This window comes from Streptomyces sp. NRRL F-5123, from assembly GCF_000721495.1.
Lineage (GTDB): Bacteria > Actinomycetota > Actinomycetes > Streptomycetales > Streptomycetaceae > Actinacidiphila.
In genome coordinates this window covers 1-13950 of the sequence record NZ_JOHY01000025.1, presented here as the reverse complement: position 1 = coordinate 13950, position 13950 = coordinate 1, and the positions used below count along the sequence as shown (strand labels likewise).

General features: G+C 73.1%; 12 protein-coding genes, 3 tRNA genes and 1 pseudogene. 5 read left to right on the top strand and 11 right to left on the bottom strand.

Annotation, left to right across the window (positions count from 1 at the left end; genetic code table 11):
- Positions 1-19: 19 nt before the first annotated feature.
- Complete coding sequence (gene cofC / locus IH54_RS0120865) at positions 20-673, top strand: 2-phospho-L-lactate guanylyltransferase (protein ID WP_031518944.1); 654 nt, start codon at positions 20-22, stop codon at positions 671-673.
- 44 nt (positions 674-717) lie between these two features.
- A complete protein-coding gene (locus IH54_RS0120860) occupies positions 718-936 on the top strand; it encodes a hypothetical protein (RefSeq protein ID WP_031518942.1) in 219 nt (72 codons plus the stop codon).
- A gap of 284 nt (positions 937-1220) precedes the next feature.
- Here the strand turns inward: IH54_RS0120860 and IH54_RS0120855 are convergent, their stop codons facing one another.
- The 4 genes from IH54_RS0120855 to leuC all read right to left on the bottom strand — a co-directional run bounded on the left by IH54_RS0120855 (position 1221) and on the right by leuC (position 4399).
- Positions 1221-1832, bottom strand: a complete 612-nt coding sequence (locus IH54_RS0120855) for an HU family DNA-binding protein (RefSeq protein WP_031518940.1) — start codon at positions 1830-1832, stop codon at positions 1221-1223.
- A 131-nt stretch (positions 1833-1963) separates the two neighbouring features.
- On the bottom strand, positions 1964-2188 hold the full coding sequence (locus tag IH54_RS0120850) for a hypothetical protein (protein ID WP_031518937.1): 225 nt from the start codon (positions 2186-2188) through the stop codon (positions 1964-1966).
- Positions 2189-2375: 187 nt separating this feature from the next.
- Positions 2376-2969, bottom strand: coding sequence for a 3-isopropylmalate dehydratase small subunit (gene leuD, locus IH54_RS0120845; RefSeq protein WP_031518934.1), 594 nt, complete (start codon positions 2967-2969; stop codon positions 2376-2378).
- Between the two features lie 5 nt (positions 2970-2974).
- The gene (gene leuC, locus IH54_RS0120840; protein ID WP_031518932.1) at positions 2975-4399 is read right to left on the bottom strand and encodes a 3-isopropylmalate dehydratase large subunit; all 1425 of its coding nucleotides are present in this window, start codon (positions 4397-4399) and stop codon (positions 2975-2977) included.
- Between the two features lie 134 nt (positions 4400-4533).
- Here leuC and ndgR point away from each other — a divergent pair, with 134 nt between their 5' ends.
- On the top strand, positions 4534-5250 hold the full coding sequence (gene ndgR, locus IH54_RS0120835) for an IclR family transcriptional regulator NdgR (RefSeq protein ID WP_031518929.1): 717 nt from the start codon (positions 4534-4536) through the stop codon (positions 5248-5250).
- A 185-nt stretch (positions 5251-5435) separates the two neighbouring features.
- Here ndgR and IH54_RS0120830 read toward each other — a convergent pair.
- From IH54_RS0120830 to IH54_RS0120800, 7 genes are all read right to left on the bottom strand, one after another.
- Positions 5436-5508 (bottom strand) — tRNA-Glu (locus tag IH54_RS0120830).
- 65 nt (positions 5509-5573) lie between these two features.
- Positions 5574-5646 (bottom strand) — tRNA-Glu (locus IH54_RS0120825).
- A 14-nt stretch (positions 5647-5660) separates the two neighbouring features.
- Positions 5661-5732: transfer RNA gene (locus IH54_RS0120820), tRNA-Gln, on the bottom strand.
- A gap of 82 nt (positions 5733-5814) precedes the next feature.
- Complete coding sequence (locus IH54_RS0120815; RefSeq protein WP_031518927.1) at positions 5815-6534, bottom strand: HAD family hydrolase; 720 nt, start codon at positions 6532-6534, stop codon at positions 5815-5817.
- A 95-nt stretch (positions 6535-6629) separates the two neighbouring features.
- A complete protein-coding gene (gene gltX / locus IH54_RS0120810) occupies positions 6630-8129 on the bottom strand; it encodes a glutamate--tRNA ligase (protein ID WP_031518925.1) in 1500 nt (499 codons plus the stop codon).
- Positions 8122-8943 (bottom strand): fumarylacetoacetate hydrolase family protein, encoded by an 822-nt coding sequence (locus IH54_RS0120805; RefSeq protein ID WP_031518922.1) that lies wholly within the window; start codon positions 8941-8943, stop codon positions 8122-8124. The genes gltX and IH54_RS0120805 overlap by 8 nt, the downstream gene beginning before the upstream one ends.
- Positions 8944-9016: 73 nt before the next feature.
- Complete coding sequence (locus tag IH54_RS0120800; protein WP_031518919.1) at positions 9017-9217, bottom strand: hypothetical protein; 201 nt, start codon at positions 9215-9217, stop codon at positions 9017-9019.
- A 589-nt stretch (positions 9218-9806) separates the two neighbouring features.
- On the opposite strand from IH54_RS0120800, the gene IH54_RS0120795 reads away from it, so the two are divergent.
- Both IH54_RS0120795 and IH54_RS0120790 read left to right on the top strand, forming a co-directional pair.
- Complete coding sequence (locus IH54_RS0120795) at positions 9807-13844, top strand: nitrate- and nitrite sensing domain-containing protein (RefSeq protein ID WP_031518916.1); 4038 nt, start codon at positions 9807-9809, stop codon at positions 13842-13844.
- Positions 13845-13950, top strand: a pseudogene (locus IH54_RS0120790) (roadblock/LC7 domain-containing protein); the annotation flags it as partial.

Here is a 13950-nt window from a genome sequence, read left to right as displayed (position 1 = left end):
CCTCGGTGACAATGGTGCGGTGGATGGTCCGGTGGATGTGACGCGGCGGTGGTCGCTGGTCGTGCCGCTCAAACCGCTCGCGCTGGCCAAGAGCCGGCTCGCGGGCGCTCCGGGGCCGGGGCGCCCTGCGCTCGCGCTGGCCTTCCTCCTCGACACGGTCGCGGCGGCGCTGGCCTGCCCGCGCGTGGCGGACGTCACGGTGGTGACCGACGACCCGCTGGCGGGCACGGAGGCGACCGCGCTGGGGGCGCTCGTCCTGCCCGACCTTCCGGCGGCCGGGCTGAACGCGGCGCTGCGCCACGGTGCCGAAAGGGTGCGCGACCGGGTGCCCGGCGCGGCGGTCGGCGCGCTCAACGGCGATCTCCCGGCCTTGCGGCCCGCGGAGCTGGGCGAAGTGCTGGCGGAGGCCGCGGGGCTGCCTGGGCGGGCTTTCCTGACCGATGCGGCGGGCGTGGGGACAACCTTGCTGACCGCGTCGCCGGGCGTGCCGCTCTCCCCCGGCTTCGGCGGCGCGTCCCGGGCCCGCCACCTGGCGTCGGGCGCGCGGGAGATCACGCTGCCCGCGGTGCCCTCGGTACGCCAGGACGTCGACACCGGCGCCGACCTGGACGCGGCCCGCGCGCTGGGCCTGGGCCCGCGCACCGCCGCGCTCTTCCCGGCCCGCACGGCGTGAGCGGGCCCCGGCCGGGGCACCCGGGCACCCCGTAGGCTGAGGCCATGCAAGCCACCGCGTTCACCTTTGACCCCGGCACCCGCGAGGGCAGCGTGCTGCTGGACGACGGGACGCCGGTGCCCTTCGACGCGGCGGCCTTCGACTCGGGCGGCCTGCGGCTGCTGCGCGCGGGCCAGCGGGTGCGGATCCGCACCGAGGGCGAGGGCGCGGCGCGGCGAGTGGTCTTCGTGACGCTGCAGACGTATCCGGACCCGGGCGCGTAACCCCGGGCGGGACGCGGGCGCCCGCCGGGCGGGGCGGGAAGGGCACGGCGGCCGGGAAGGGCGCGCCGGGGGCAGGCACGACGCGCGGGAGCAGGCACGACGCGCGGGAGCAGGCACGACGCGCGGGAGCAGGCACGACGCGCGGGGGCAGGCACGGCGCGGGCCGGGTCACCCTGCGGGTGCCCGGCCCGGTGCGGTCTTTCGGATCCTGGGGTCTTCCGGCGCCGGCCGTGGCGGCCGCGCGGCCCGGACGGCGCCCCGATGGCGGTCGTGGTGGAGGCGGCCTACCTGGCTGCGGCGCGCTTGGCTGTCGTCTTGCGGGCCGAGGTCTTCTTGCCCGGGGTCTTCTTGGCCGTCGCCTTCTTCGCCGGCGCCTTCTTGGCGGCGGTCTTCTTGGCCGTGGCGGTCTTCTTCGCGGCGGTCTTCTTGGCGGCCGTGGTCTTCTTCGCGGCGGTCTTCTTGGCCGCCGTGGTCTTCTTCGCGACGGTCTTCTTCGCGGCCGTGGCCTTCTTCGCGGCGGCCTTCTTGGTGGTGGTCCGCGCGGTGGTGGAGGCGCCGCCGCCGGTCAGGCTGCCCTTGGGCGCCTTCTTGACCGAGACCTCGCCGCTGCGCGGGAGCTTCTTCGCGCCGCTGACCAGGTCCTTGAAGCCCTGGCCTGCGCGGAAGCGCGGCACGGAGGTCTTCTTGACCCGGACCCGCTCCCCGGTCTGGGGGTTGCGGGCGTAGCGGGCGGGTCGTTCCACCTTCTCGAACGAACCGAAGCCGGTGACCGACACCCGGTCGCCGGCCACCACCGCGCGGACGACCGCGTCGAGAACCGCGTCAACCGCGTCCGCGGCGGCCTGCCGGCCGCCCACCTTGTCGGCAATCGCTTCTACGAGCTGCGCCTTGTTCACGTCTTCCCCTTCGGAAACTTGCCCGGCGAATGAGTGCGGGCCTTTTCGCACGCTAGGGGGATATATACCGCAAATCAAATACGAAACGGGCGAATCACCCTTGTGCCGCAACAGACTCAGGGGTTACGCGATCACCGATCGGGGATTCCGAGGGCGTCCAACTCCGCGGTCAGCACGTCGAGGCGCCGGGCCGCGTCGGCGAGGTCGTGCTTGGCCGCGGCGGTCACCGCGAGGAGCCTGCGGGTCAACTCCCGCCTGGTCTCATCAGGGACTTCGGGATTGGCGACCCGGGTGTGCGCCTGCTTCAGCCGCGCGGCGAGAACCCCGTAGAGCTGGAGTTGGCCGTCGGGTTCCATGCGTCGATTGTGCCATCTGCGGCGAGTTGTCAGGCATGACAGGGCCAACCGGGTGTTCCGGCACCCGTGGACCGGTCTTTTGGACGAGCGTGCACACCGCGGCGGGGGCGTGCGGGCACGGCAAAGCGCCCCCCGCGTGAACGCGGAGGGCGCTTGGGAAGGTGCCGTGTGCCGGTGGTACCGGTGCTCAGACCCGGACGGTGCTGGGCTTGAAGGACGGCCGGCCGGCCTCGTAGGCGGCGATGTCCGCCTCGTTGGCGAGCGTCAGGCTGATGTCGTCCAGCCCTTCGAGCAGCCGCCAGCGCGCGTTGTCGTCCAGCTCGAACGACGCGGTCACGCCCTCGGCGCGGACCTCGCGGGCGACCAGGTCGACGGTGATCTCCGCCGTCGGGTCGGCCTCGGTCAGCTTCCACAGCGCCTCGACGGTCTCCTGCGGCAGCACGACCGTGAGCAGGCCGTTCTTGAGCGAGTTGCCACGGAAGATGTCGGCGAAGCGGGACGAGAGCACGGTCTTGAAACCGTAGTTCTGCAGCGCCCACACGGCGTGCTCGCGGGACGAGCCGGTGCCGAAGTCGGGGCCGGCCACCAGCACGGTGGCGCCCTGCCGCTCGGGGCGGTTCAGGACGAACTCCGGGTCCTTGCGCCAGGCCTCGAACAGACCGTCCTCGAAGCCGTTGCGAGTGACCTTCTTGAGCCAGTGCGCGGGGATGATCTGGTCGGTGTCGACATTGCCGCGGCGCAGCGGCACGGCCCGGCCGGTGTGGGTGGTGAAGGCTTCCATCGGGCTCAGACCTCCGTCAGTACGGGCGCGTCGGACAGGTCGGCGGGCGAGGCGAGGTGACCCAGCACCGCCGTCGCGGCGGCGACCTGCGGAGAGACCAGGTGGGTGCGGCCGCCCTTGCCCTGCCGCCCCTCGAAGTTGCGGTTGGACGTGGACGCGCTGCGCTCGCCGGGCGCCAGTTGGTCGGGGTTCATGCCCAGGCACATCGAGCAGCCCGCGTGCCGCCACTCGGCGCCGGCGGCGGTGAAGACCTTGTCCAGGCCCTCCTCGACGGCCTGCAGCGCGACCCGTACCGAACCCGGCACGACCAGCATGCGGACGCCGTCGGCGACCTTGCGGCCCTGTACGACGGAGGCCGCGGCCCGCAGGTCCTCGATCCGGCCGTTGGTGCACGAGCCGACGAAGACGGTGTCCACGGCGACCTCGCGCAGCGGCTGGCCGGCGTTGAGGCCCATGTACTCCAGCGCCTTCTCCGCGGACAGCCGGTCGCCGGGGTCGGCGAACGAGGCCGGGTCGGGCACCGACGCGCTCAGCGGCGCGCCCTGGCCGGGGTTCGTGCCCCAGGTGACGAACGGCGAGAGGGTAGCCGCATCGATCCGCACCTCGTGGTCGAAGACCGCGTCCTCGTCGGTGCGCAGCGTCTTCCAGTACGCGACCGCGGCGTCCCAGTCCTCGCCCTGGGGCGCGTGGACGCGGCCCTCCAGGTAGTCGAAGGTGATCTGGTCGGGGGCGATCATGCCGGCCCGGGCGCCCGCCTCGATCGACATGTTGCAGACGGTCATCCGGGACTCCATCGACAGCTTCTCGATGGCGGAGCCGCGGTACTCGATGACGTAGCCCTGGCCGCCGCCGGTGCCGATCTGCGCGATCACGGCGAGGATCAGGTCCTTGGCCGTGACGCCCTCGGGCAGCTCGCCGTCGACGGTGACGGCCATGGTCCGGAACGGCGCCAGCGGCAGCGTCTGGGTGGCCAGCACGTGCTCGACCTGCGAGGTGCCGATGCCGAACGCCAGCGCGCCGAACGCGCCGTGGGTGGAGGTGTGGCTGTCACCGCACACCACCGTGGTGCCCGGCTGGGTCAGGCCCAGCTGCGGGCCGACCACGTGCACCACACCCTGCTCGACGTCGCCCAGCGGGTGCAGCCGCACGCCGAACTCGGCGCAGTTCTTGCGCAGCGTCTCCAGCTGCGTGCGGGAGACCGGGTCGGCGATCGGCTTGTCGATGTCGAGGGTCGGGGTGTTGTGGTCCTCGGTGGCGATGGTGAGGTCGGTGCGGCGCACCTGCCTGCCGTTCATCCGCAGCCCGTCGAATGCCTGCGGGCTGGTCACCTCGTGGAGCAGGTGAAGATCGATGAAGAGCAGATCGGGCTCGCCTTCGGCGCGGCGGACGACATGGTCGTCCCAGACTTTTTCCGCGAGTGTCCTACCCATCGCTGTCCCTCCGGCCTGGGGCGTCGTCGACCCCGGCCAACTCGGTGTGTGGTTTCTGCGCTGTGCTCCCAGCCTGACGGGTTCCGGGAGAAATTGAACTTGCGTTTCAGAGTGTGAGACGCGAGTATCGTTGCATGGACAACTCTAGCGGCGTCGGCGTTCTCGACAAGGCCGCTCTGGTGCTCAGCGCACTGGAGTCAGGACCGGCCACCCTGGCCGGGCTTGTCGGCGCCACGGGTCTCGCCCGCCCGACCGCGCACCGGCTGGCGGTCGCGCTCGAACACCATCGCATGGTGGCCCGCGACATGCAGGGCCGCTTCATCCTCGGCCCCCGGCTCTCCGAGCTGGCCGCCGCCGCCGGCGAGGACCGGCTGCTCGCCACGGCGGGCCCCGTCCTCACCCACCTGCGGGACGTGACCGGCGAGAGCGCCCAGCTCTACCGGCGGCAGGGCGACATGCGCATCTGCGTCGCCGCCGCCGAGCGGCTGTCCGGCCTGCGGGACACGGTGCCGGTCGGCTCCACGCTGCCGATGAAGGCCGGCTCGGCCGCGCAGGTCCTGATGGCCTGGGAGGAGCCCGAGCGGCTGCACCGCGGGCTGCAGGGCGCGCGCTTCACGGCCACCGCACTGTCCGGCGTGCGACGCAGGGGCTGGGCACAGTCGATCGGCGAGCGGGAGCCCGGTGTGGCGTCCGTCTCGGCCCCGGTGCGCGGGCCGTCGAACCGGGTGGTGGCCGCGGTGTCGGTCTCCGGCCCGATCGAGCGGCTGACCCGGCACCCGGGCCGGATGCACGCGCAGGCCGTCGTGGACGCCGCCGCCCGGCTCTCCGAGGCCCTGCGCCGCTCCGGCTGACCCCTCCCCGCCCTGCCGCCCGCCCGGTCCGCGCCGACGAAGCCGTGGACCGGGGGGACGCGTGACGCGGAACACGTACGCACCGGATGCGGGTGTTCGGCTCTCGGACGGCACAGGACCCGTAAAACACCGGAGCCCGCCGCGACTGGCGCGACGGGCTCGGTTTCGCATGTCCTGCGGATGCGTACCCCCGACCGGATTCGAACCGGCGCTACTGCCTTGAGAGGGCAGCGTGCTAGGCCGCTACACAACGGGGGCAGGCCTGGCGATCCTGTCATCGTCCGCACCGGGAGCGACCCGATGAGAACGGAGTGAAGGATCAGTACCCCCGACCGGATTCGAACCGGCGCTACTGCCTTGAGAGGGCAGCGTGCTAGGCCGCTACACAACGGGGGCTCGCACGAAACGCGCTGGGGTACCAGGACTCGAACCTAGAACAACTGAACCAGAATCAGCCGTGTTGCCAATTACACCATACCCCACCAAAACGCAACCCCTGCGGGTCTTGTTCGGCTTGCGCTCCGGTCCGGGCCTTTCGGCCTCTCCGGCGGCGCAGGAAGAACATTACCCGATCAGGGACACCGCACCAAAACGAGTATCGGGACGGAGCATCGCGGCCAGCTCGCCGAGCCCGGTGATGCGGGTCAGGTCGGGCCGCCCGCCGCTGCCGCCGCGGTCCAGCCAGATGCCCAGCAGCCCCGCGTCCATGGCCCCGCGGGCGTCGATGTCCGGCTCGTTGCCGACGTACGCGACCTCCTCCGGCGCCAGCTCCAGGGCCCCGCAGGCGGCGTGGAAGGCGGCGGCGTCCGGCTTGTGGACGCCCAGCTCGGCCGCGCACAGCAGCACCTCGAAACGCTCCCGGACGCCCAGCGCGCGCAGCTTGCGGTCCTGGTGCTCGAAGGCGGAGTTGGACAGCACCGCGTGCCGGTAACCGGCGGCGAGCCCGTCGAGAGCGGGCAGGGCGTCCGGGAAGAGCGCCCAGGCGGCCTCGTAGTGCAGCCGGTGCCGCTCGAACCACTCGTCGGCCTCGGCGTCGGACAGCGGCGCGCCCAGGAAGCCGCGTACCCGCTCCCTGCGCTGCCCGGCGAAGTCGACCTCGCCGGCGGCGAAGCGCTCCCATTGCCGCACGGTCAGGTCCCGCCAACGGTCGAGGGCCTGCTCGACGTCGTCGTAACCGTCGGGCAGGCCCTCGTGTGCCAGGTGGTGCCGCATGCCGGTGCGCTCGGCACCGGCGTAGTCGAAGAGTGTGTCGTCGATGTCCCACAGCACCGCGCGGATCGCCATACCGGCGAATCTAGCCGGGCCGGGCGGAGCCCGCGGATGCTGCGCCGGTCATGCGCCGGTGGCGTGCACCCGGATCCGGCCGGACACGCCCCCGGTCAGCCCGCGAGGCGGGCCAGGGCCCGGTCGATCCGGGCCAGCGAGCGCTCCCGGCCGAGAACCTGGAGGGACTCGAAGAGCGGCAGCCCGACCGTGCGGCCGGTCACCGCGACCCGCACCGGGGCCTGCGCCTTGCCGAGCTTGAGGCCGTGCGCCTCACCGGCTGCCAGCACGGCCTCCTTGAGCGCCTCGGGGCTCGACCAGTCGGCGTCCCCGAGCTTCTCCCGCGCGGTGCGCAGCAGGGCGTCGGAGCCCTCCTTCATCGCCTTGGCCCAGGACGCCTCGTCGTCGGCGGGCTCGGGCAGGAAGAGGAAGTCGACGTTGGCGGTGATGTCGGACAGCACCGTCAGCCGGGTCTGCGCGTACGGCGCGATGGCCTGCCAGGCGGCCTCGTCGAAGTCCTCCGGCGCCCACGGCGCGTACGGGGCCTGCAGCCACGGCCCGCAGGCCTCGGCGAACGCGGCGGGGTCCAGCAGCCGGATGTGGTCGGCGTTGATCGCCTCGGCCTTCTTCAGGTCGAAGCGCGCCGGGTTGGCGTTGACGTCCCCGATGTCGAACTTCGCGACCATCTCGTCCTTGGAGAAGACGTCGCGGTCGGCGGAGAAGGACCAGCCGAGCAGCGAGAGGTAGTTCAGCAGCCCCTCGGGCAGGAAGCCGCGCTCGCGGTAGAGGTTGAGCGAGGACTCCGGGTCGCGCTTGGACAGCTTCTTGTTGCCCTCGCCCATCACGTACGGCAGGTGCCCGAAGCTCGGGGTGTACTTCGCCAGGCCCAGCTCGGTGAGTGCCTCGTACAGCGCGATCTGCCGCGGGGTGGAGGACAGCAGGTCCTCGCCGCGCAGCACGTGGGTGATGCCCATGGCGGCGTCGTCGACCGGGTTGACGAGGGTGTAGAGCGGTGCGCCGTTCGCCCGCACGATGCCGTAGTCCGGGACGTTCTCCGGGCTGAAGGACAGCTCGCCGCGCACCAGGTCGGTGAAGGTGATCACCTTGTCCGGCATCCGGAAGCGCACGACGGGGCTGCGGCCCTCGGCGGTGTAGGCGGCCACCTGCGCGGCGGTCAGCTCGCGGCAGTGGCCGTCGTAGCCGGAGGGGCGGCCGGCGGCGCGGGCGGCCTCGCGGCGGGCGTCCAGCTCCTCGGTGGAGCAGTAGCAGTCGTAGGCGTGCCCGGCCTCCTTCAGCCGCCGCACGACGTCGGCGTAGAGGTCCATGCGCTGGGACTGCCGGTAGGGCGGGTGCGGGCCGCCGACCTCGGGGCCCTCGTCCCAGTCGAGGCCGAGCCAGCGCAGCGAGTCCAGCAGCGCGGTGTAGGACTCCTCGGAGTCGCGCGCGGCGTCGGTGTCCTCGATGCGCAGCACCAGGGTGCCCTGGTGGTGGCGGGCGAAGGCCCAGTTGAACAGGGCCGTGCGGACCAGCCCGACGTGCGGGTTGCCGGTCGGCGAGGGGCAGAAGCGGACCCGGATGCCGGAGTCCGCGGGAACGGGGGTGGGGGCGCTAGCCACGCGAGATCACCTTGTTGGTGAGAGTGCCGATGCCTTCGATGGTGACGGCGACCTCGTCGCCGGGGGTCAGCGGGCCGACCCCGGCGGGAGTGCCGGTGAGGATGACGTCGCCGGGCAGCAGGGTCATCGCCTCGCTGACGTTGACGACCAGGTCCTCGATGGAGTGGATCATCTGCCCGGTGCGGCCGGCCTGCCGCAGTTCGCCGTTGACGGTCGCGGTGATCGCCAGGTCGGCGGCGCCCGCGAGGTCGATACCGGTCTCGATCCACGGGCCGAGCGGGCAGGAGGAGTCGAAGCCCTTGGCCCGCGCCCACTGCTTCTCGCTCCGCTGGGTGTCCCGCGCCGTGACGTCGTTGGCGCAGGTGTAGCCGAGGATGACGTCCTTGACCCGCTCGCGCGGCACCTCGCGGCACAGCCGGCCGATGACGACCGCCAGCTCCGCCTCGTGGTGCACCTCGTGCGAGAAGGACGGGTAGACGATGCTGTCGCCGGGCCCGATCACGGAGGTGGAGGGCTTGAAGAAGGCCCAGGGCGCGTCCGGCACCTCGTTGCCCAGCTCGGCCGCGTGGGCGGCGTAGTTGCGGCCGATCGCGACGACCTTGCTGGGAAGCACGGGTGGCAGCAGCCGGACGGAGCCGGACCCGCCCAGCGGCACCTTGGTGCCGGACAGTTCGAAGTCCGCGAAGGGGACGCCTTTGATGATGTCGACGACGAGGCCGTCCAGGCTGCCGGGACCGCCCGGGCCGGACGTCGGGTCGCCTTCGACAGCGCCGAAGGCGACATTGCCGTCGATGGAGAACCTGGCGATGCGCATGAACGCAAGCCTATCGTCCGGGGCCGTCTCGCCTGACGGAGCGTCGCCGCAGGTCAGCCGCGGGGTGCGGGGTTCAGGCGACGGGCGGCTTGGGCAGCTCGTTGAGGATCGTGCGCCGGGGGTTGGCCGTCGTGGCCGGCAGCGGGCGTTCCCCCGCGGGCGCGTCGGGAGCGACGGAGGTCACAGCGGCGGTGAGTTCCGAGGCGTCCTTCAGATGCGCGAGAGTGGTGCGCCGCGGGTTGGCGATGCGGCGGACGGTCATGGTGGTCTTCATCGGCGCTCGGGACCTCGCGGACTCGGGGACCCGCCGGGCGGGCCGCGGTTGACAGACGTACGACTCGTGTAAACCACAACGTTAGCCGCGCCCATTCCCCGCCCCCGAGGGCGCAGTCATCTGACGGGCTGTGATTTTGCTCACGAAGTGCGTACGTTTCCCGGCATCACGGACACTCCGGTCGCGTACCGGAATCCGACAAGCGGCACCAATGACCGGAAACCACCCGCACGCCGCACCCACAAGGGGCCATGTACCGCCTGGGTGATCTTGTCCGGAGTGCCGGAAATAGCCGGAATCCACAAGATCATCGGTATACGCACCGTGGGAGCGCTGCCACGGTCGGTCACGGATTCCAACAGGTCGGCTACGGCCCTTGTTGGGGGATCCGGCACTGTGCTGGAATCTCCCGGACCGCCGCATCACATCGAGCCGGCGCGCGCAGGGGGCGTGCACGAGTGCCGAGCGGCGGTGAAGGGCCTGCACGGCCTCCTCGACGCTGAGAACGGGGTGGCCAGGGCCCCCATGACTCGACACCGTCCCTTCCGCCTCACCGCGGGGGACGCCTGGTCCAGAGGTTGCGACGCTAGTGCAGGGACGTTTCAAGAGGGACAGCGGCGCGGCGGGCGACGCGGAGCAGCAGCCCGGCGGGACCGGCAACGGTCCTGCGCAGGCTGCGGGCGACTCCGGGACGGCCACGCCGGGCACGACTGCGGCCGGCGGACGGACGAGCACGCCCAGCGGGATCGAGGCGGGCCGGATCACCGGCCTGAACGGCAAACCCGGCACCCGAATAGCCATGCGCAACTGGCGCATCAGCACCCGGCTGGTGTCGCTGCTGGCCCTGCCGGTGGTCACCGCCGGCGCACTCGGCGGCATGCGCGTCAACACCACGCTGCAGAACATCGACCAACTGCAGCGCCTCGACGCGCTGACAGAGATCGCCGAGAAGGCGACCGTGCTGGCCGACGCGCTCGCCGAGGAGCGCGACAGCTCCGCGGGACCGCTCTCCTCCGGCCGCACGACGGACGCCGTGACGCAGTCGCGTGCCGCCACCAACCGCGCGGAGAAGGCGTACCGCACGGCGAGCGACAACCTCGACTCGTCCGGCGACCTGTACAGCGGCGTCCGCTCCAGCCTCATCGCGATCGACGTGCAGCTGTCGAGCCTCGCGGGACTGCGCGACAGCGCCTACAACTCCGACACCTCGTCGATCGCCCAGACCGTCACCACGTACGACAGCTTCATCCAGTCCCTGCTGGGCCTGTCGGTCGACATGGCGCAGGCGACCGAGAACTCGGACATGGTGACCAGCACCCGTGCCCTGGCGGCGTTCTCCTCCGCCAAGGAGTACGAGTCGATCCAGCGCGCGGTGGTCAGCGCGGCCCTCGCCCACACCAAGACCGGCGAGAAGCCGACCCTGCTCCCGGGCGACTACCAGGAGATGAAGCTGGCGTCCTCGCAGGAGGACCTCAACCTCCAGCGGTTCACCACCATCTACGGAACGCCCAGCGCCGAGCTGCTCAAGCCGATCCAGGGCGACAACGAGATCATCAACAAGCACGACACCGAGGCCGAGCGCGTGGCCCGCTCCCCCGACGGCATCGCGGGCCTGACGGAGTCGTACCTGGACTGGGACGACGCCGCCAAGGCGAAGATCGACGCGATGAACCACATCGAGCAGTCGCTGCTGGAGGAGATGCGGCAGAAGTCCCTGGAACTCCAGGACTCCGCCAAGCAGGACGCGCTGATCTCCGGTGCACTCATCCTGCTGGTCCTCGGCATCGCCGTGGTCGGCGCCTTCGTCGTCGCCCGCTCCATGATCCGCTCGCTGCGCCGGCTGCAGCAGACCGCCCAGGAAGTCGCCCAGAAGCGGCTGCCGGAGCTGGTCAAGCAGCTGTCCGAGAGCGACCCGCAGGACGTCGACACCTCGGTCGCCTCGATCGGCATCAACAGCCGCGACGAGATCGGCCAGGTGGCCCGCGCCTTCGACGAGGTCCACAGCGAGGCCGTGCGGCTCGCCGCCGAGCAGGCCCTGCTGCGGGGCAACGTCAACGCGATGTTCACCAACCTCTCGCGCCGCAGCCAGGGCCTCATCCAGCGCCAGCTGTCGCTCATCTCCGAGCTGGAGTCGCGCGAGGCCGACCCGGACCAGCTGTCGTCGCTGTTCAAGCTGGACCACCTCGCGACCCGTATGCGCCGCAACGGCGAGAACCTGCTGGTCCTCGCCGGTGAGGAGCCGGGCCGCCGGTGGACCCGGCCGGTCCCGCTGGTCGACGTGCTGCGTGCCGCGGCCTCCGAGGTGGAGCAGTACGAGCGCATCGAGCTGACCTCGGTCCCGTCGGCCGAGGTCACCGGCCGCGTCGTCAACGACCTCGTGCACCTGCTCGCCGAGCTGCTGGAGAACGCCACGTCGTTCTCCTCCCCGCAGACCAAGGTGCGGGTCACCGGTCACGCGCTGCCCGACGGGCGGGTGCTGATCGAGATCCACGACACCGGCATCGGCCTGTCCCCGGAGGACCTGGCCGACATCAACGAGCGGCTGGCCAACCCGCCGACGGTGGACGTCTCCGTCTCCCGCCGCATGGGCCTGTTCGTGGTCGGCCGGCTGTCCCTGCGCCACGGCATCCGCATCCAGCTCCGGCCGTCCGACTCGGGCGGTACGACGGCGCTGGTCATGCTGCCCGTCGACGTCACGCAGGGCGCGGCCAAGGCGAACGCCGCGGCCGGCGGCCAGCGCCCCGGCGCCCCGGCGGCGGGCGGCCAGTCCGCCGCGGCGGGCGCCGTACCGTCGGGCACCGGCGGCCCCGGCCTCACCAGCGCGTTCGGCAACTCGCCCCAGGTCGGCCGGGCCCAGCGCGGCCAGGTCGCGGGCGGCGGGCCGCGCCCGGCGCTCAGCCCGGGCAACGCACCGGCCGCCCCCGCGGGCGGCGCCCCCGGCCGCAGCGGCGGCCCGCAGCAGCCCCCGGCGCCCCGCTGGGCGGCACAGGACGGGTCGCAGGGCCAGGGCTTCGGCGACGACCGCGGCCTGCCGGACGCCCCGCGCGGCCACGAGGACGTCGAGCCGGCGCCCGGCACCGGAGCCCGCGCGGACTTCCGGCAGGACGGCGGCACCGGGCAGTTCCCGGCCCCGCAGCCGCAGGACACCGGCCCGAGCGGCTTCCGCACCGATGTCTTCGGCGGCCGCTCCGGCCCGCGCCAGGGCCCCTCGGCCACCCCCGACGCCCAGCCCGGCCAGGGTCAGGGCGGTCGCCCCGGACAGGGCGGCCCGGGCGACACCGCGCAGTTCCCGGCGGTCCGCGCCGAGGACGACTTCGCCCCCGAGGGCTTCGGCCGCGACGGATCCGGCCAGGACGCGCCGCGGCGCGAGGACACCGGACGCTTCCCGGCCCGTCAGCAGGGCGGCAACGACCGCGACGACCGGGACTTCCCCCGCGGCCGCACGCCGCAGGAGACGTACGGCACCGGCCAGTTCCCGGCACCCGGCGACACCGGCCAGTTCCCGGCACCCGGCGACACCGGCCAGTTCCCCGCCCCGGGCCGCCCCGGCGACACCGGGCAGTTCCCGGCACCCGGCGGTCCCGGCGACACCGGGCAGTTCGCCCGCCCCGGCCGCGAGCAGGCAGACGGCACCGGGCAGTTCCGGCTTCCCGGCGGCCCCGGCGCCCCCGCGGACACCGGCGGCTTCCGGGCCCCGGCGGGCCCGGGCGACACCTCGCAGTTCCCGCCCGTCCCCGCGCCGCCGCGGCCCGTGCAGCCCGGCCAGGGCCAGGGCGGCCCGGGCGACACCGCGCAGTTCCCGGCGGTCCGCGCCGAGGACGACTTCGGCGGCGCCACCGGACAGTACGCACCGCCCGCCGCCCGCCCGCAGGGCACGCCGGCCGGGCACGCGCTGCCCCCGCAGCAGCCGTACGAGGTGCCGGGCCCGGAGGGCCTCGACGGCACCGGGTCGCACCGCGGCCCGTTCCAGCCGCACCCGGGCCAGCCGCGCCAGGAGCCGCAGCACACGGAGCCGATGGCGCTGCCGCCGGCCCCGACGCGCGGCGACGAGCCGACGCCGATCTTCTCGGCGATCGAGTCCGACTGGTTCCGCACGGGCCAGGCCGAGCGGATGCAGCAGATCCACGTCGAGCAGAGCGCGCAGGGCCGCCAGGCCCCCGCGCCGCGCCCGGTGGGCCGCACCGCGCCGCCGCAGCGGCCCCGCACCACCGAACGCCCGGCCGCCCCGGCCGGAACAGGGCCGCAGACGCGGCCCGCCGCCCCGCAGCAGGCGCAGTCCGCGCCGGCCGCGCCCGCAGGACCGGTGGCGCAGCCGCTGCCGAGGGAGACGCCGAACTGGCGGACCTCGCCCAACGACGCGCTGCGCCAGCGCGCGGAGTCGGTGCGCGAGCCGTCCGCCGGCGGGGTCACCCCGTCGGGGCTGCCGCGCCGGGTGCCGCGGGCGAACCTCGTGGCCGGCGGCGCCGCCCAGGCGCAGCCGCAGCAGGGCGGCCCGCAGGTCTCCCGCGCCCCGGACGACGTCCGCGGCCGGCTGACCAACCTCCGACGGGGTATCCAGCAGGGCCGGCAGGCCGGTGGCGGGACCACCGACGGCCGTGGTTTCGGTACGAATCATCAGGAGCGTTAGTTGAGTGCGATGAGCCAGGCGGCACAGAACCTGAACTGGTTGATCACCAACTTCGTGGACAACACCCCCGGGGTGTCCCACACCGTGGTGGTCTCCGCCGACGGCC